Source organism: Schaedlerella sp. (genome assembly GCF_056796775.1).
In genome coordinates this window covers 36620-53459 of the sequence record NZ_JBQIKP010000010.1, presented here as the reverse complement: position 1 = coordinate 53459, position 16840 = coordinate 36620, and the positions used below count along the sequence as shown (strand labels likewise).

Sequence of the window (16840 nt, the reverse complement as noted above, 5' to 3'; positions counted from 1 at the left end):
CATCCCGCTGTTCTGGACAGCAGACTATCTTTATTAAATATCCCCCGCCTCAATCATCTGGTCGATGGTCTCCTTCAATCTGCGGATCGCTTCCTGCACGTTCGTATGGTCAAACTGCGCGCCTGCCGCATTGATATGCCCGCCGCCGCCCAGCTTTTCCGCAATGATCTGAACATTGACCTCGTCGATGGAACGGGCGCTGAGGAAAATTCTTCCATTGTAAATGGTAAGTACAAAGGACGCCTTGATCCCGCTGATATCCAGCAGCTCATTGGCCGCCTGCGCCCCCAGTACCGTGGGGCTGTCGATATCGCCCGGGCACTCCGCGATGGCATACTCGCTGCGGTAAACCTCGGCCATACGCACGGTCTCCGCCTTCGCGCGGTAGGACTCCATATCGTCCCGGAACATCTTTCTCACTCGCGTAATATCCGCGCCGCACCTTCTTAAAAATGCCGCCGCCTCAAAGGTCCTTACTCCGGTCCGGTTCATAAAATTCCGGGTGTCGATCATGATCCCGGCGTACAGGCAGTCCGCCTCCACCGATGGAATCCGCAGGTCGTCTACGATATACTGCAGCACCTCCGCCACCATTTCACAGGTAGACGAGGAATAAGGCTCTACATAGGAGAGCACCGCATTTTCAATGACCATGCTGCCCTGTCTGTGGTGGTCTAGTACGGCAATGGTCTTGGACCGCTTGAGCAACTCCGGACACTCCGTCATAGGCGGCTTGTTAGTATCCACCACCACCACCATGGAATTTTCATTGATCCGGTCCAGCGCCCTGTCCGGCGTCAGGAAAATATCGCTCTCATAAGCGGAGCTGTCCAAAATCTCATCATACAGCGGCCGGATGGAATTGGAAACCTCCTCCAGCACCACATGCGCCTTCTTGCCCAGCTCCTTCGCCGCACGGTAGATCCCCATGCAGGCGCCGAGACTGTCGGCATCCGCCAGCCGGTGTCCCATGACAAAGATCTGGTCCTTGGCCACAATGAACTCCCGAAGCGCCTCCGCCTTGACCCTGGCCTTGACCCGCGTATTCTTGGAGGTCTGCTCCTTCTTTCCGCCGTAATATTTCAATCCGTGGCAGTCCTTTACTACCGCCTGATCGCCGCCCCTGGCCAGCGCCAGGTCAATCGCCATGCGGGCATAATCGTAGCTCTGCGCATAAGTAGATGTATTCACGCCCAGGCCGATACTCAGCGTAGCCGAACGCGCGTTGCCGATGTTCACCTGCTTCACATCCTCCAGCAGCGAAAACCGGTCCGCTTCAAACTTCTGATAAGCTTCCTTTTTGATGACGATAAAGTACTTGTCCTTTTCCATTTTCTTCACAAGCCCGTCGGCATCGTTGATATATTTATTGATCTTGCGGTCAATCAGCGCCACCAAAAGGGACTGGCGCACCTCCTCCACGCTGTCCATGATCTCATCATAATTGTCGATGTAGATCAGGCCGGCGATCATTCGCTGATTGTCGATCTCCCGCAGATTGGCATTCAATTCCGTCACGTCGGTCATATAGATGACCACAAAAAATTCCTTGTCCCTGGGAATATGCAGTACATCCTCTGTCTCGCTGAAGCCTTCCATGGAAACCTTGCTGAGATGGACCTGGTAATCCCGCCCGTTATGCTGGATCTCCAGCTCCGCGTTCTCCTCATCTCCCGGAAATACGCTTCGGCCGATCTCCGGGATCAGCTTGTTCAGATACCTCTCCCGCCGCCTACCGCAGAATTCCTCCTCAAACCGGTCGTTCTTCCACACGATCCGGCCGTCCTCCATCAGAATGGCGTAGGGAATGGCCAGCTCCCGCAGAAGGGTATTCTGTATCCCCTTATACTGGGTCGAGAACTGGATCATATCGGCCAGAATCAAAGAACGGTTGTGGAAATACAGGATACCGACGACCGCCGCATAGATGATGACGAACACGGACATCATCCCGGCCGCCTGTCTGTCGATCCGATACATCCAGAAGTTCATTGCGATCAAAAGTACCGTCATGATGAGCGGCCATCGCATATACATCTTTAACTGTCCCTTCAAACGCACATCTTTCTTTTTCATGTTTTTTCCTCTTCATCTCATCGGACCGTATCCTCTGCAGCGCTCCCACTGAGTCGGAATCGTCTGCCCTGATACGTCCGCCCCTCCCGGCATGTATGTACAGCATGCCATCAGGAAAACACCCCGCCGGATCAAACCGCCTGCCCTGCCGGAAAGCAGCGCCGGATGGCTTTTCCGGTCACTAACAGGTCTAGTATATCACCTTTTTTGAAATTAATCCACTATAATCTGAATCTGCGCCGGGAGGGAATATAAAATGTGGGATAATGATTCAGAGCGGCAGCAGACGGGTCCGCGCTCTGAACGGTTCGATATTTACCAGAACGCGCGCCCGCCGGGCACACAAAAACTGCCGCGCCGGAATCCTCTGGATCCCCGGTACGGCAGCTCATTTACATATCTTTTTTCAATTAATCCTGAACGTACGGCATCAGAGCGATGTGTCTTGCTCTCTTGATCGCTACGGTAAGCGCTCTCTGATGCTTTGCGCAGTTGCCTGTGATTCTTCTCGGAAGGATCTTCCCTCTCTCAGAGATGTACTTCTTCAGCTTTACCACGTCTTTGTAATCAATCTCGTTATTTTCTTTTCCGCAGAATACGCATACTTTTTTCCTTCTGCGTACAGGGCCTCTTCTCTTGAAGCCGCCCTCTGGTCTGCTTCCCTTTTCGTAAGCCATCTTCCTTTACCTCCTGAATTTATAGCCTCCGCATGGACTGCCATACGGATCGGTTAGGAACGTCTATTATATTACCAGGCAGATTCCGCTCAATCCGCAGGATTCCCGCGGGATCATACCCTTTCGGCAAATTTAACTAAACGGCAGTTCCTCATCTATCCCGTCCGGGATGTTCATGAAGCCATCACCCACATCTGCCGCCGGCGAAGGCGCCGACTGCTGGTAGTTGTTCTGCTGCTGATAAGAGTTCTGCTGATAGGAACCGCGGTTCGCTTCAAACTCAGACTTGCTCTCCGCAAACTCCTGTTCCTCTACGATCACTTCTGTCGTGTACACCTTCACGCCGTCCTTATTCGTGTAGCTTCCGGTCTGGATCCGTCCGGAAATGGCTACGCGCATACCCTGGCGAAAATACTTCTCCGCAAACTCCGCGGAGCGTCCGAAGATCACACACGGAATAAAATCAGCGGTGGGCTCGTTGTCCCTCTTGAATCTGCGGTCTACGGCGATCGTATATCTTGCTACTGCAGTTGCGCTGTCACCCTGTGAATATCTGACTTCGGGGTCCCTTGTCAGGCGACCCACCAAAACTACTTTATTCATATATACCTCTTTCTTTTATGCCTCCTGTTTCACGCATAAATATCTGAGCACGTTATCCATGATACGGATACGCTGTTCCACTTCACCCGGAACAGCCGCGTCAGACTCGAAGTGTACAAAGTAGTAGTATCCTTCTTTCATCTTCTGGATCTCATAAGCAAATCTTCTCTTGCCCCATTCGTCAACGTCTGTTACATTGCCGCCGAAACGGGTGATCAATGCTTTTACCTTCTCTACTACTTCTGCTCTTGCATCGTCTTCGAGCTTTGCGCTGACAACAACGGCTAACTCATACTTGTTCATGTGTCCTGCACCTCCTTCTGGTCTCTGGCCCCCGCCTGCCCGGGAGCAAGGAATATAATTGTCTGTCAGATGTCAGATCTGCACAACCTGACACTGCTGTTCAGTACAACGGCCGATCCTGTTGTCTGCCGTCCTCAAACAGCTGTAAACCAATGTGTATGTCACACAGGTACTTATCATAGCACAAGACATTTTATGATTCAAGCCTTTTTGCGAATTTCCCTCGTATTTTTTTCCACCAATTTCCTGGGTACCATCACCTGATGCCCGCAGCCGCAGCATTTCAGACGGAAGTCCGCCCCTACCCGGAGCACCTCCCACTCGAAATTCCCGCATGGGTGCTGCTTTTTCAGCCGGATGATGTCCCCTACCGCAAAACGATCCGCCATCATGATCCCTCCTAAAATCCATGTCAGATTCCTTCACACAGATAAATCAGTATTCCTCAATCAGCACACCCTGAACCAGAAACCGCTCATCCTCCAGCACATTGGTACAGGTGGAAAGGCTGACGATCCGGGAGCCTGCATGCAGGTCCGCCTCTACCTGATAATTGGATGAATTTTTACACAGCTCCAGGTAATTCAGAAAATCTTCATCCGTATTGTAGTTCAGATTATAATTCTCCGCAACCGCCTTTACCACGCCTGCTGAAAATACCTGGTAGACCTTGGTCATGCCGTCGGGCGTATAAATATAGAAATAAGGATGCTGCTTGCAGAACTCCTCATCCGCATAGGCGCTGAGCTGGGAAAACATCTCACCGCCCACCTTCAGGTTGTGACCGTAGATGAAGGAATTCCGGTCGGTGAAAGAGGAATGGCTCCGCTTATCCAGGAAGATCGCTCCCAGCTTATTGTCATTTGCGGAAAATGTCTTTGTCAGGTATTCTTCATTGTCCCTGCTTTTGACGACGGGGTAGCTGATGATGGCCGGCTCCTCCATCCGGATCCAGGCAACCGTGTCCGGGTTCTCCGCCAAAAGCGCTTCAAAATCCACCTGGAAACCGTCCCCGGGCTTTTTCTCTTCCCCCTCTTCTCCAGAGTCAGGCTCCGTGACTGCCATTTCTTTAACCTTATCGTACTCTTGTCCGCCGGTATAATATGGAAGGACCATCATCACGATCTGGTAAACGGAAACGGCCAGGATGCCGAATGCAATGAGCATGATCAATGTGGTGAGCAGGCTGCCGCCCTTTTTACCTTCTTTTTTATTTTTTCTGCCTCCGCCTTTTTTTGCGGAGGCTTTACCGGACTTCCCGGAAGCTTTTCCCCGGGCTGCTTTGCCGCCCGTTGTTCCGGCGCCTGTTTTGCCGCTGGTTTTGCCGCCGGATCTGCCTGCCGGGGCCTGCCTGCCTTTCATATTCTTCTTTTCCATCGTTCTGCCTGCACAGCCTGCCTTTCTTAAATTTATATGTACCTCAGAACCGTTTGGTGCTGTTTTGGATGCTTTCTAAAACCCAAGATTTTCATCTACCAGGATCACCTTCGTCCTCTTCGGGACCTTGGAAAATCTGGTGATCAGGATCTGACAGCAGATGCATTCCGGAGACTTGCAGTCTGCGCAGGTTCCGTTCTTTACGCATGGGGTCTGGATGCCGAACCGCTGCGCGTTGATGGGCGCCGCCTCATTTTTTGCGCGGCTCATGGCATCGGCCTCGGTCTTGACCACCTTGTTCATACCTACGATCAGCAGAACCGTTTTCGGGCCGTAAGCGTAGGCCGCCACACGGTTCGCGTTTCCATCGATGTTGACCAGGATCCCGTCCTCGCTGAGCGCGTTGGCGCTGCCCAGGAATACATCGCAGTTCAGCGCCTGGCGCATGACCTCTTCCTGCTCCGCGCGGGTCTCCTTCGTCCCCCGGTCCAGCACCTCGTAATTTCCTGCGCGGACCGCGTCCAAAAGGCCGATCTCCTGTGCGGACATGCTGCCGCCCCAGCTGACCGAGCTGCCCTCCGGAATGAGCTCCAGGGCTTTGGCCAGGGCCTCTTCCTTTGTCTTTACATAATAAGCTTCCATGTTGCGGGATTCCAGGGCCTTTACTACGCGTGAGCCCAATACTTCGTTGCGCTTCTCTCTTACGTTCATTTTTTTCCGCCTTTCTACTGTTCCAAATCAATGTCGTGTTTTTTATTATAGCAGTCATGATGGGAAAAGACAACGGAATGGTTGTAAAAAACATCGAAATAATAACCATTGTCCTACAATTCACAGCGAGCCAGGGGCATTCCTTCGTGCCTCGGTCTTCAAAATTTAACATTGAGGCTTTTACCCGTAAATAGGGGTTACTTCTCCTTATCACCTAAAAGCAGCAACCCCAAAGCTGCCGCCAGAACGGCCTGCTTTTTCTGCTTCAGCGCGTCTGCATTTCTCACAATACGTTTTGCTTCTTCCAGTGAGATATATTTCGCGTTCTGCAGTCTTGTTGTATCAAAAGGCTCCGTTTTACTCCCGCGAAGTTTTAAATAACATTTATAACAGCACCAATGTACTCCTTGTATTTGTAATGATAACCCATGGTTTTCCTCCTTCGGTCAGCAGAACTTATTCATAATCCGGAAAGATCTGGCAAAGTCCGCCTTCCCCTCTGACAACAAGAATGGAGCCCCATTCTCCGAACCCCTTTGACAGATCCAGAGCTTCTTCATCCTGCAATCCGGCATTCCACACATAGGCCAGAGGATTTGCCCCACCCGCTTCAATGCCTTTCAGCGCCTTCCTCTCCGCCTGCCATTCTTCTTCATAAGAAGAGACAGAGAGCATTGCGTAAAGGATACCTGCGTTGGTTACGTTTCTGATCACATGATAGACCAGGATCTGAAACTGATTCTCTACTTTTTCAACCAGCTTTCTCTCTTCATCCGACCATTCATAGAGAACTCCCACCATCACGCCCAGATTCGTCGGCCTGCTTACATATACCTTATGTTCCTCTTCAAAATCCCGGATCACAGATTGCTCCTTTTCATCCAGAAGCCCCAGCATATGCATCCTCTCTGCCGCTTCCTTTCTCATTTGCTCCTTCGTCATCTTCCGTTCTCCTTCCTACTTTCCATATTCATCCCTACAGCGCCGCGTCAACCGGCTCACTTTCCAGCGCCAGGATTGCAAATACACACTCGTGTACCCGGTAAAGCGGTTCCTTCGCCGCGAACCGCTCCAAAGCTTCCAGCCCCAGTGAAAATTCTTTTAACGCCAGGCTCCGCTTACGGGACAGGGAGCGCTGCTTTAGCCGTGCCAAATGCTTTGGTGTCAGATATTCCGGGCCGTATATGATCCGCAGGTACTCCCTCCCCCGGCACTTTATGGCCGGCTGTATCAGCCGTGAGCCCACGCATACGGCAAATGTCTCCGGTTTGACCACCATCCCTTCCCCACCGTTTTCCGTCAGCGTCTCCCACCATCTGGCCGCCTTCTCCAGTTCTTCCCTGCGGGATAAATCTACCTCCAGATATTCCGTTTCCATAAAAATCGGATCACGTCCCGTGCAGTATCGCTTTAATGTTTCCATATGCCAGACATGCTTCTCCCCGGAAAACACCCGTCCCTCACAGGCCAGGAGATGAAAAGGCGCAATACGCAGATCCCCCGCGGAATCCACATTCCAGCAATACCGTCGGTAAGCTGTTACATATTCTTCCGCCGCAGTCCGCTTTTTGGCAAAATGCTGCCGCAGACTGCGGAGTTCTCTTTCCGAAGATTTTTCAAAATGCTCTGCGGCTGTCCTGTCATCAGACACATCCTCGCTTGTCCCGCGGCGGGATGCATCCTCGTCCGTGTTTTGGATGTCCAGACTCCCGGCTGCAAGCTCCAGAACCTGGACGGCCGCCGAAAGCGACTCCCTGCCTGCTCTCCCGACCGGGCCATACTGGCTTCTCAGCAAAGCCTTTGCTTTCCCGGACCAGGGCATGATCTCGGTATCCAGACAGACCCATTCCGTTTGAAAATCCTCCCAAAAGCCATTCTCAGCCAGCGTCTGATCCAGCCTTTCCAAAATCTCCGCTTCCATATCCGTTTCCTCAAAAAAGCGTCTTCCCGTCCTGGTGTAGATAATACCTCTGCTTCCATCCCCCACACCAAAACGTCTTTTGGCCGTGTCGGCAGTACGGCACAATACGATCACCGCCCTGGAGCCCATATGCTTCCGCTCGCATACCACACGCCCCACTCCGTTTTTCTGATAATCCTGAAATGCCTCCCATGGATATTCCATATAATCCTCCCTGGAACTCGCCCTGCTGGGCGACATCATCGGCGGCAGGTAGATCAGCCAATGAGGATCTGCCGCGAACCGGCTCATCGCTTCCAGTGCCGATGCCGTATTCTCCTCCGAAATGGTGATGCCTGGCAGCAGTCTTGTAGACAGATGCAGCTTTCCCTGTACATCCTGAATATCCAGAATCCCCGCATCTTCTTTTTCACTGCCGCCAAACGGACGGCTCCCCTCACAATACTGCCTGTGAGCCGCAGCGCTTACCACTTCCATCTCCGGATAACGGAGACAGGAGAGTTTTCCGCCAAACACGCATCCGGTATCTACACAATACGTGCGGTTCACGGCCTGCACCTCTTCCCGGGGCGTATGCCCGTAAACGATCGTGGCCGCTCCCCGGTAATCTGCGGCCCAGTTTCGCCGGACCGGAAAGCCCGAATCGTCTGTCTCCCCAGTGGTGTCTCCATAGAGACAAAAGGCCCGGATCCTGCCGGATACCCGGCCGATGTACTCCTCCCTGATTCCCGCATGTGAGACCACAAGACTTCCCCCGTCAAATATATAATGGCTGACAAGATTTTCCAAAAACGCCCGGACCTCCTCAAGAAATCCTTCCTCTTCACGCTCCAGCTCCCGGATCGTGTTTTCCAGTCCGTGAGAAATCTGTACCTTGCCGTGTTCCAGATACCTTCTCAGCTTATCGTCATGATTGCCCGGAACACAGAATGCCGTACCCGCGCCGACCATCCGCGTCACCAGCCGGAGCACGTCCGCGTTCTTCGGTCCCCGGTCGCAGAGATCCCCCACAAATACCGCCCTTCTCCCGCAGGCATGCCGGTAAATCCCGTCTTCCCCCGGTTCATAGCCAAGCTTGTCAAGAAGCTCTGTCAGTTCATCAAAACATCCGTGTACATCTCCAATGATATCAAAGGGTCCATGCTCTTCTTTTTTATCACTCCAAAGCTTTGTATAGACGATCTCGGCATTCTCAATCTCTTCTTCACTGTCCAGCACATAGACAAAACGGAAGCCCTCCTTTTTGAACTTCCGCATACCGGATCTGAGAGCCATAAGCTGGGATTTCAGCACCGCTTCCGGAAGCCTGCGGTCCTTCCGCGCCAGATTCCGTTCCCGGATCACGCTCTCCGGCAGGTGAAAGACGATCGCAGCCGTATGTACATTTTGCGCTTTTGCCAGCTCTAACATTCTTTTGCGGTCATTTCTCTGCAGATTGGTGGCGTCAATGACCGTTGTCCTCCTGTGAGCCAGCCGCTTCTCCGCCGCATGATACAAAAGTTCAAAGGCATCCTTCGTTACACTCTGCTCATTTTCATCATCGCATACCATACCCCGAAACGCATCGGATGACAGAACCTGCGTAGGCAGAAAATGTTTTCCTGCAAACGTCGTTTTTCCGGCCGCGCCCGGGCCCACCAGCAGGATGAGTGAGAATTCGGGCAGTTCTATCTGCATTTTGTAAACACCCCCATTTGAGTTGGAAATCCATAGCGCTCATCCATTTCCCCGATCCCCTTGACCTCCGCTTCATAGCCATACTGCCCGCAGATTTTTTCGATCCAGGCCGTAAATTCTTCCCTCGTCCATTCGAAGCGGTGATCCTCATGACGGAGCATCCCCCCGCCCGCACAGTGATAGCGTGCATTGTACTCCCGATTCGGTGTCGTGACAATAATTGTCGGATGAGCCGCCTTTTGAAACAGAACCTTTTCGAATATGGGCAGCTTTTCGGGCATGATGTGTTCCATGACCTCCACCGCGCAGGCCGCGTCAAATCCGCAGATACGGCTGTCCTGATACAGCAGGGAGCCCTGGAACAGCTCCGGAAGCCTTCTCGCCTGTCCGGTATACTCTTTTTCTTCCCCGGAATATCTTCTGCCCTGCCCGGGATATCCTTTCACCTGTCTGGAATATTCTCTGCCCGAAATTCTTTTCCGCGCTTTTTCCAGTGCCTCCACTGACACATCCATCCCACACAGCTTTCCAATCTCCCGGACCGGAAGAAGAAGTTCCAAAAGCTTTCCCTCCCCGCAGCCCAGATCAATGACAGAAGAAGCGCCGCAGCGGATCACTTCCCGCCGCACTGCTTCCAGACGGAGCTGATCTAACGGCGCAAACTGCTCCTTTGGCCCCCATGCCCCCTCTTCCTCACCAACGTATCTACACTTTCTCTGGAATTGCTCTGTCGGCTCCCACTTGCCTTCTTCTTTACACTCCCGTCCGCTTCCTGCCTCTCCTTCGGATTCTCCCCCGCCTTCTCCCCGGAGTCTGTGTACCGCAATGTCCGCATAGCTCCGTGTCTTTGCAAAATATCTGCGCACGATCCACTCTCTCGCCGGATGTGTTTCCAGCCAGCCCTTTCCATGGATCAGGAGCTTATCAATCTCAGATTCCGTAACAAAATAATGCTTCTGCCGGTCAAAAACAGGGATCAGCACATAGAGATGACGCAGAAGGTCTGCCAGACGCACACGGCCTCTCAGCGTCAGATTGACATAGGGGCTTTCGCCCCACTCCGGGAAATGCTCATCAATCGGGAAGCACTCATAGGACAGGCGATATCCAAGCGGTTCAAATCTTTCCTTTAGAAGTTCCTTTTTCTCCCCCACGGGGAACATATACACACAGGCTGAAAGCTCCAGCCGGCTGTCCGCCAGCTCCTGCTTTTTTTCACAGCGCCCGCTCATGGCCGTACCGAATACCCGGGAAATGGCGCTGCTTAAAAACGAAGATGCCGCATAGGGACGATCATTGACATAATCCGAGAGCTTCCTGTATCTGGCTCCCGGCTTTCCCCTTGCAATATCCAGCGGATCCAGATCAAGCAGCAACGCCGCCGTAGTCCTCTCATCCAATCGCTCCGGATAGCATACATACGCCTTTCCCATAGGAAGGGAAAATTCGTGCAGCCTGGATGGATTTTTATGCAGGAGCCAGCTCAGATCCCGGGCGGAATGCCCTGCGTCTCCATCCGGGATCCTGTATGTAATTGTGAGAAGCATATTCCACACACTCCCTTTCCATTTTCCACATGCATATAACGATTCGAAATGGCAGCGGACAAGTCCGCAATCTGTCGCTCTGAACATCGATGTCTTTTTACATCTGTTTTAATCTGCGGCCAAAAAGTATTTTTTCTGTTTTAAGATCACAGGATTGACTTCTGCCGATTCCTGATCAGCCATCACGATGAATCCTTCACTATGCAGCTGAGAGCAGACATGATCGTCAAATTCCCTTATCACTCTGCCCCAATTGTAATTCTCCGAGGAAATCCGAAAGTACAGCGTCCGGTTTCCCGGCTCCGTACGGTACTTGCCGCCAAACCGCACTCTTAGAAACTCCTCATTCAGATCCAGAGTCACCTGCCTGCAATATCCGTTGATGTCCATGGTTTCATCCGCATGTCCGCCATGGTCCTTCCACCCTGCAATGATATCCACGATTTTGTCTGCGAATTGACGGGTAATGAACGGATACGGACGCTCTTCCATCCTGTGATAAATCTGGTTCTTTAACTCTTCTCCGTTTGTTTCCTCCGCAAACTGCAGCCCCCACATCCGGACAAATGCTTCGATGTCTTTCCTTGTCTGTCTGCGTCTTGTACGCTCATAAAGCCATTCCGCGGCAAAAAGCGTCTCTTCCACATCCTCCGGATTCCCGTAAATATGCTGTACCACCGGAAAAATGCTGCCGTCACGCCGAACCATCCATGCCGTAGTACCCAGATACGTTCGATTATCCATCCATATCCTCCTCACAATCACATTGATAATGCCTGCTGCCGTCTGCCTTCACTAAGATATCCCGGATCGCCTCATTGCGATCCAACCGAAATTCTGCCTTTATCTTTCGGAGCATCCCCTCATAACAGAGGCAGGGATTCAGAAAGATGAGCGCCCGTTGCCTCCGGATTTCCACTCTGCCACGCGGAAAATAATGAAAGCGTCACTCCCTCTTGTAATGATCAGTTTATTACTTCGCAAGTGATACACACCCATTTTCCATGTTGTATTTCCGCATTATGTACGAAATTTTTATATCATTTATTGATTTATTTTCATTTAATATTTCCAAAACTTTTTCATCAATTAACGGGTGTATTTCATCTACAAGCATACATGCACAGATTTCTTTAAACTTATTTTTCAGCAGATTATGATATCCTCTTTTCTTAGTATTTTTTTCATTCAGAGTAAAATTCTTTTCAATAAGCAAATCGTACAGATAATTTGCATAAAAAAAGAGTTCCGCTATGATACCAACCTTTTTATTTCTGTATTTTAACTCAAATGCATAGAGCTTATCCCCAGCCCACGTCCATAAATCTACCGCTGCACTTCCTTTTGCAAATACTTCATTTTCTCTTTTTACCGTATTTGAAAACAGCCCTACCGGAAGCTGACGGAAAATTTCATTTCCTTCTGAATTTTCATTTTCAATCACATCGTGAAGGATACTTTCTTTTCCCGCCAACATTCTTTCCACCCAATTTTCGGAAATTTTATCATTATTTGACTCTTTGTTATCCTGCAGTGGCACATTATTGACAAAGCTTTCTCCATTCTCTTTCAGCCAATCGCAAAACCCATCTTCTGCGAATATTATTGTTTCTAAATCCTCAGACAATGAAAACCACTCATACTGTTCCCGAAACCGAAGCGCCCTATATAAAAATCTATTAAAATGTCCGTTACCCTCAAATTCTCCTTTCAGATCTTCCAGATTTAATGGAACAGCAAAACCCAATTTGATATCTTTTTCTAAATAACGTTTTAAAATTACTGCCCATCCTTCAAAAGCAGCAGAATCCTCTTGCATATTATTGTTTTTCTCTCCTCTTCCAATCGCATCTTCCTTTAAAAGAATTTCAATTTTTCCGTCTTTTTCAAAAAATTTGATATTTGAAGATAATTGAATATGTTCAGAAGACAATGGATACAAGTTTTTATGTTTCTTCCTTAATTCATTTTCTATCATATCATTCATGCCAATTTCTACTCCTTCCTTTTTTCCTTTTGCTTTTCCGTCGTACTCTTTCATTTTCATCCTCCTTAAATTTTAGATTTTTATCTCCACTAAAATACTACCTATCCCGCCATTTTCCTTCACAGACCTTATAAAACTGCCGGAACATCCGGTACAGTTCTTCTTTTTTCGCAATACATTGAAGCCATTCCCTGGGGATTCCCGCCTCTCTTTCCGCCGGGCTATCTTCCTCCCAGGTTCCTTCCCAAATCTCCGCCGTACCGCCCTTTGCAGCCCGCTCTCCTGACGCACAGTAATAGATTCCCGCCAGCCCGCCTGCAATTGCCGCTATGGTATCAGTATCCCCGCCCAGATTCACGGCCTTCAGCACGATCTCCCTGTATGATTCCCCGCCAAAAAAAGCCCATAGAGCCGCTTCCAGTGTATCTACGACATACCCTGTGCTTCGGATTTCATTTTCTGCCAGTCCCAAAATCCGTTTACTGAGAATTCTGTCAAAATGCTCCCGCTCCGCCGCGCAGGTTTCCGAGCAGTATTTTTTTATAAACCCGATCGTACCTTCCAGCGCTTCTTCTTTCGAGTCTCCCTCCGCCAGACGAATCGCAAATTTCACATAAAAGATACATGCGAATATGGAACGTCTGTGTCGATGAGTCAGCGAAGAAACCTCCTCCACCAGAGAAATCAATTGCGGCCCTTCCATCCGCAGCCCGTAAAACGCAAGCGGAAGCACCCGCATCAGGGAACCGTTCCCATTATCCAGATCGGAATTCCCGCCGCATCTGACGGGCGATTCGCCTCCGCACATTTTTTCAATGGCCTCCCGCGTGGAAATACCGATATCAAATACCTCTCCATACGGGGTAAATGCCCCGTTTTTGTAAAAATCCACAAAATTGTCTGCTGCCTTTTGTATGGAATATCCCTGATTGATTGCATTGATCAGGCAGAGCATCAGGGATGTATCATCAGACCAGGTTCCGGCCGGCTGGTGATATGTTCCGTATGCGCGCATCTCCCGAACCGGATCCTCCTTCCTTTTGCGTCTGTCTGAGAATTCCACCGGAACTCCCAGCGCATCTCCCACACAGAATCCGAATAACCCCTGATATAACCGAAGCTCCCTGATACTCCCTGCATGGATAAAATGCTCCTCCGGCTCCGAGCCGCCAAAACCCGCACTACCTGCGCATTCCTTATACATCTGATCTCCTCCGCAGTCTTATAATTTCCCTCCTGTTCAGACCATTTACGCCCGTTACCGTATTCTTCCACCGGGTCATGGACGCTTTCATACATACCGCGATTACAGTCACTTTCACAGACTCCTTCATAGCAATTACAGTTACACCCGCTTTCACAGACTCCTTCATACATACCGTGATCACAGTCGCTTTATTTATAAACGCAGCTTTCACTCACATCAAAAAATTCATCCAGGCATTGATTCTGCAGATGCATATATTTTTGTAAAAAGCAATGAAGAGTCTCCGGTTTTCTTCCTTCCCTGACGGCTGCCCGGCCTTCTGATCCGAAAAGCATCTCTTCATCCTGCATATGCTCCGTACCCCACTGAAATGCCCTGTGCTTTTCCCCGAGCGTATGCCGATAGCTGTGATCGATCAGATATGCGCTCTGTATAGGTGTAAACCGATGTCCGATTTCCCGGCAATGTCTGGCCACATCCTCTGAATTTATAAACGCATAGATAAACGACATATCGCAATCCGCTCCCCTGCAGGGCCGGCGGACTTTGTCCGCCAAAGTATGTACGCCCATCTTCAAAGCACCTCCCTGAATATTCCCGGATTTTTCATCAACGCCCGGTTCTTATTATAATCCCGTCTCACCTGTGCCCTTATTTTGGAAATCTGCTGTCTGTATCTTTTTACCGTTTCAGAGCTCTCCGCACAGACATAGAATAAATGGCTTCCCTCCGCCATCTTCTCCGGCAGATGCCTGACTGCCTCAGAGCTTCCTTCCATGTCTTCCACCAGTCTGCACATATAGTAATGCTTTTCTTCGGCCACCCTGTAGCGAGTACCCAGACAGTAAATCCCCGCCATGTGAAAAAATAGTTCTTCATCCTCCGTAAGCAGCCTTTCCTTATACTGGTCAAATGTTTCTTCCATATATACAGGCTTTCGCTCATCTTCCCCGTTCAGCCATCTCTCGAGATCTCTCCACTTCTCCTCTGCCGCCTGCCTGCGTTCGGAAAGCCGCTGCCTCATTTCCGGCTGGTCTTTGTACTTTTCCAGCTTCCGTCCAAGAATGGTGATCTGATTCTCCAGCCGTCTTTCACTCTCCTCCATTTTTTCTACGATCCGGCTTCCATGTTTCTGCTGGAAATACGCAAGCGCCTCATCTCTGCTGTAAAATATTTCTGTTATGACCTCTTTTTTTACTGCGACACATAAATAGTTCATGATCGGCATTCCTCCATTTGTATAGTGGATACTTCCTGCATCTTTCGTATAGCACTATAACATACCGGATTGCCACAAAGCGACAATAGTGTGTCACCCATATTTCCCCCTGCGGTGCTGTACTAGATATCGACTCCAACATCCGCTCATTCATTGGATCTTCGGATCAGCTTTCCCCCCTTCTTTTTCACGTCAAAATCCTCCCGGAGCCCATAATCCTCTTCCATTACAAAACAATGGTCATTGTTGTCATATCCAACCTCATGCCCGATCCGCCTCAGGGTCTTAAAATCCCTCTGGCGGGTACGCTCTGAGGATTCGGGAAATAATTCATAATAGGAATCCTTCGCGGTAAAATACTCTTTTGCCTCGCCGTCCTCATTCTCAAGTTCCTTCTCCCAGTCTGCAATGTCCTCATTCTCCAGTTCGGTCATCAATGTTCCCAGGCGGTACAGGCGTTTTAAAGACTGCCTCCGTTTTCCGGCCGCGTGTTCATGAAACTGAGGCGTGTCTTTTTTCACATATCCCCGTTCTTTTTTAGAATATACCACATCCATCAGCCCGGCCTCCCGCAGATCTACAATGTCCCGCTGGATCATCCGCTTGTTGATGGGAAGCCTGGATGTGATCTCAGCAAATTCCGTCACTTCGCAGTGCAGGAAAATCTCATATAATAAAAGCTGCCGTTCGATTTTTGACAGCTCAATAAACTTCCCCATTCGATTCCTCCTCCCTTTTTCAGTTCCTTCCATTTTAGAGTTTATAGCTCTATTTGTCAACTGTCCCATGCCTTTACTTTATACTGAATATATTCTAGGCCCGGATGCTGTGCCACATGGTACACAGCTCCATAAATAGTTCCTAATCTACACTGTGGCAGTTCCTTACAGCCGAACCGAGGTGTGACTAACATGAAGTATAATGAACGGATACGCGAGCTCAGGGAGGATAAGTCCCTGACTCAGCAAAGGATTGCAGACCTGCTCCATATCGGGCAGAGAACCTACGCAGATTATGAAAGCGGCAAGACAAGGATTCCCGTTGACAGCCTTCTGATTCTTGCCAGATTCTACAATGTCTCTATGGATTATATTGCCGGCGCCAGTAACCAGAAAAAACCGTATCCGGCAGATTGACCTCACATTCCCTGACACGCAGCCGCCGCCCGCTTAGAGCGGTATTCAGCTTATGGTAAGATTATTTTTGCATAGTTCCTTATCCTGATGAGGCAGGATTTTCCGCTTTTTCCGCCACATAAGCATCTAATCGGCTGATGGCCCCTCTCAGTTCTTTCTGCAAGGCTTCCAGGTAATATCCGGCGCTGTTCGCGATCCATTTTTCTTCCTGCTCATTCCCATAAGAAGCTTCCAGCCTCTTTAATATGTACAGCAAAGATTTTTGATTGTATTCTACTTCCAATAAATCTCTCATGATCGAATACAGCTCCTGCATCTTTTTTCCTTTCTATGCACACCAGCGTAATTCATTCTTTCACCAATATATCATACTGCTCCGCAGATAAACGACAATGACAT

The 16840-nt window shown here is 49.9% G+C and carries 19 protein-coding genes; 1 reads left to right on the top strand and 18 read right to left on the bottom strand.

Translation table 11 applies throughout. The features are described 5' to 3' along the window. Positions 1-33: 33 nt before the first annotated feature. From ACTOY7_RS07100 to ACTOY7_RS07020, 17 genes are all read right to left on the bottom strand, one after another. Entirely contained in the window at positions 34-2076 is a 2043-nt protein-coding gene (locus ACTOY7_RS07100) for a DHH family phosphoesterase (RefSeq protein WP_482670893.1), read from the bottom strand. Between the two features lie 410 nt (positions 2077-2486). Further along, a complete protein-coding gene (gene rpsR, locus ACTOY7_RS07095; protein WP_160280503.1) occupies positions 2487-2753 on the bottom strand; it encodes a 30S ribosomal protein S18 in 267 nt (88 codons plus the stop codon). A gap of 132 nt (positions 2754-2885) precedes the next feature. Further along, on the bottom strand, positions 2886-3356 hold the full coding sequence (locus ACTOY7_RS07090) for a single-stranded DNA-binding protein (RefSeq protein ID WP_160280504.1): 471 nt from the start codon (positions 3354-3356) through the stop codon (positions 2886-2888). 15 nt (positions 3357-3371) lie between these two features. Beyond that, positions 3372-3659, bottom strand: coding sequence for a 30S ribosomal protein S6 (rpsF, locus tag ACTOY7_RS07085; protein WP_160280505.1), 288 nt, complete (start codon positions 3657-3659; stop codon positions 3372-3374). Positions 3660-3859: 200 nt separating this feature from the next. Further along, on the bottom strand, positions 3860-4048 hold the full coding sequence (locus ACTOY7_RS07080; RefSeq protein WP_160280629.1) for a DUF951 domain-containing protein: 189 nt from the start codon (positions 4046-4048) through the stop codon (positions 3860-3862). Positions 4049-4094: 46 nt separating this feature from the next. Continuing rightward, positions 4095-5036 carry a class B sortase gene (gene srtB, locus ACTOY7_RS07075; protein ID WP_300885062.1) on the bottom strand — a complete coding sequence of 314 codons (942 nt, stop codon included), beginning with the start codon at positions 5034-5036 and terminating at the stop codon, positions 4095-4097. Positions 5037-5111: 75 nt separating this feature from the next. Further along, positions 5112-5747 (bottom strand): lactate utilization protein, encoded by a 636-nt coding sequence (locus tag ACTOY7_RS07070; protein ID WP_482670894.1) that lies wholly within the window; start codon positions 5745-5747, stop codon positions 5112-5114. Positions 5748-6203: 456 nt separating this feature from the next. Further along, positions 6204-6689, bottom strand: a complete 486-nt coding sequence (locus ACTOY7_RS07065) for a hypothetical protein (protein ID WP_482670895.1) — start codon at positions 6687-6689, stop codon at positions 6204-6206. A 34-nt stretch (positions 6690-6723) separates the two neighbouring features. Then, entirely contained in the window at positions 6724-9345 is a 2622-nt protein-coding gene (locus ACTOY7_RS07060; RefSeq protein WP_482670896.1) for a polynucleotide kinase-phosphatase, read from the bottom strand. Continuing rightward, positions 9336-10892, bottom strand: a complete 1557-nt coding sequence (locus ACTOY7_RS07055; protein ID WP_482670897.1) for a 3' terminal RNA ribose 2'-O-methyltransferase Hen1 — start codon at positions 10890-10892, stop codon at positions 9336-9338. The genes ACTOY7_RS07060 and ACTOY7_RS07055 overlap by 10 nt, the downstream gene beginning before the upstream one ends. Positions 10893-11000: 108 nt before the next feature. After that, positions 11001-11636: a hypothetical protein gene (locus ACTOY7_RS07050; protein WP_482670898.1), complete on the bottom strand. Its 636-nt coding sequence runs from the start codon at positions 11634-11636 to the stop codon at positions 11001-11003. After that, a complete protein-coding gene (locus ACTOY7_RS07045; RefSeq protein ID WP_394683855.1) occupies positions 11629-11751 on the bottom strand; it encodes a hypothetical protein in 123 nt (40 codons plus the stop codon). Before ACTOY7_RS07045 ends, ACTOY7_RS07050 begins: the two co-directional genes overlap by 8 nt. A 114-nt stretch (positions 11752-11865) precedes the next feature. Further along, positions 11866-12933 carry a hypothetical protein gene (locus ACTOY7_RS07040; protein WP_482670899.1) on the bottom strand — a complete coding sequence of 356 codons (1068 nt, stop codon included), beginning with the start codon at positions 12931-12933 and terminating at the stop codon, positions 11866-11868. A gap of 43 nt (positions 12934-12976) precedes the next feature. Further along, positions 12977-14083 carry an ADP-ribosylglycohydrolase family protein gene (locus ACTOY7_RS07035; protein ID WP_482672127.1) on the bottom strand — a complete coding sequence of 369 codons (1107 nt, stop codon included), beginning with the start codon at positions 14081-14083 and terminating at the stop codon, positions 12977-12979. Between the two features lie 191 nt (positions 14084-14274). Next, positions 14275-14658, bottom strand: coding sequence for a hypothetical protein (locus ACTOY7_RS07030; protein ID WP_482670952.1), 384 nt, complete (start codon positions 14656-14658; stop codon positions 14275-14277). Positions 14659-14660: 2 nt separating this feature from the next. Beyond that, positions 14661-15305, bottom strand: a complete 645-nt coding sequence (locus tag ACTOY7_RS07025) for a hypothetical protein (RefSeq protein ID WP_482672128.1) — start codon at positions 15303-15305, stop codon at positions 14661-14663. A 146-nt stretch (positions 15306-15451) separates the two neighbouring features. Continuing rightward, positions 15452-16024 carry a hypothetical protein gene (locus tag ACTOY7_RS07020; RefSeq protein ID WP_482670950.1) on the bottom strand — a complete coding sequence of 191 codons (573 nt, stop codon included), beginning with the start codon at positions 16022-16024 and terminating at the stop codon, positions 15452-15454. A 192-nt stretch (positions 16025-16216) separates the two neighbouring features. On the opposite strand from ACTOY7_RS07020, the gene ACTOY7_RS07015 reads away from it, so the two are divergent. Continuing rightward, a complete protein-coding gene (locus ACTOY7_RS07015; RefSeq protein WP_300822661.1) occupies positions 16217-16441 on the top strand; it encodes a helix-turn-helix domain-containing protein in 225 nt (74 codons plus the stop codon). Positions 16442-16520: 79 nt separating this feature from the next. Here the strand turns inward: ACTOY7_RS07015 and ACTOY7_RS07010 are convergent, their stop codons facing one another. Beyond that, positions 16521-16736: a hypothetical protein gene (locus tag ACTOY7_RS07010; RefSeq protein WP_160280519.1), complete on the bottom strand. Its 216-nt coding sequence runs from the start codon at positions 16734-16736 to the stop codon at positions 16521-16523. Positions 16737-16840: the final 104 nt, after the last annotated feature.

What these genes read in the sequence shown, in the direction of transcription:
- ACTOY7_RS07090 (WP_160280504.1), bottom strand. Translation starts at nt 3,356, where the DNA reads ATGAATAAAGTAGTTTTGGTGGGTCGCCTGACAAGGGACCCCGAAGTC.
- ACTOY7_RS07060 (WP_482670896.1), bottom strand. Translation starts at nt 9,345, where the DNA reads ATGCAGATAGAACTGCCCGAATTCTCACTCATCCTGCTGGTGGGCCCG.
- ACTOY7_RS07040 (WP_482670899.1), bottom strand. Translation starts at nt 12,933, where the DNA reads ATGAAAGAGTACGACGGAAAAGCAAAAGGAAAAAAGGAAGGAGTAGAA.
- ACTOY7_RS07015 (WP_300822661.1), top strand. Translation starts at nt 16,217, where the DNA reads ATGAAGTATAATGAACGGATACGCGAGCTCAGGGAGGATAAGTCCCTG.
- srtB (WP_300885062.1), bottom strand. Translation starts at nt 5,036, where the DNA reads ATGGAAAAGAAGAATATGAAAGGCAGGCAGGCCCCGGCAGGCAGATCC.
- ACTOY7_RS07045 (WP_394683855.1), bottom strand. Translation starts at nt 11,751, where the DNA reads ATGCTCCGAAAGATAAAGGCAGAATTTCGGTTGGATCGCAATGAGGCG.
- ACTOY7_RS07050 (WP_482670898.1), bottom strand. Translation starts at nt 11,636, where the DNA reads ATGGATAATCGAACGTATCTGGGTACTACGGCATGGATGGTTCGGCGT.
- ACTOY7_RS07080 (WP_160280629.1), bottom strand. Translation starts at nt 4,048, where the DNA reads ATGGCGGATCGTTTTGCGGTAGGGGACATCATCCGGCTGAAAAAGCAG.
- ACTOY7_RS07020 (WP_482670950.1), bottom strand. Translation starts at nt 16,024, where the DNA reads ATGGGGAAGTTTATTGAGCTGTCAAAAATCGAACGGCAGCTTTTATTA.
- ACTOY7_RS07065 (WP_482670895.1), bottom strand. Translation starts at nt 6,689, where the DNA reads ATGACGAAGGAGCAAATGAGAAAGGAAGCGGCAGAGAGGATGCATATG.
- ACTOY7_RS07055 (WP_482670897.1), bottom strand. Translation starts at nt 10,892, where the DNA reads ATGCTTCTCACAATTACATACAGGATCCCGGATGGAGACGCAGGGCAT.
- ACTOY7_RS07010 (WP_160280519.1), bottom strand. Translation starts at nt 16,736, where the DNA reads ATGAGAGATTTATTGGAAGTAGAATACAATCAAAAATCTTTGCTGTAC.
- ACTOY7_RS07025 (WP_482672128.1), bottom strand. Translation starts at nt 15,305, where the DNA reads ATGAACTATTTATGTGTCGCAGTAAAAAAAGAGGTCATAACAGAAATA.
- rpsR (WP_160280503.1), bottom strand. Translation starts at nt 2,753, where the DNA reads ATGGCTTACGAAAAGGGAAGCAGACCAGAGGGCGGCTTCAAGAGAAGA.
- ACTOY7_RS07035 (WP_482672127.1), bottom strand. Translation starts at nt 14,083, where the DNA reads ATGTATAAGGAATGCGCAGGTAGTGCGGGTTTTGGCGGCTCGGAGCCG.
- ACTOY7_RS07070 (WP_482670894.1), bottom strand. Translation starts at nt 5,747, where the DNA reads ATGAACGTAAGAGAGAAGCGCAACGAAGTATTGGGCTCACGCGTAGTA.
- rpsF (WP_160280505.1), bottom strand. Translation starts at nt 3,659, where the DNA reads ATGAACAAGTATGAGTTAGCCGTTGTTGTCAGCGCAAAGCTCGAAGAC.
- ACTOY7_RS07100 (WP_482670893.1), bottom strand. Translation starts at nt 2,076, where the DNA reads ATGAAAAAGAAAGATGTGCGTTTGAAGGGACAGTTAAAGATGTATATG.
- ACTOY7_RS07030 (WP_482670952.1), bottom strand. Translation starts at nt 14,658, where the DNA reads ATGGGCGTACATACTTTGGCGGACAAAGTCCGCCGGCCCTGCAGGGGA.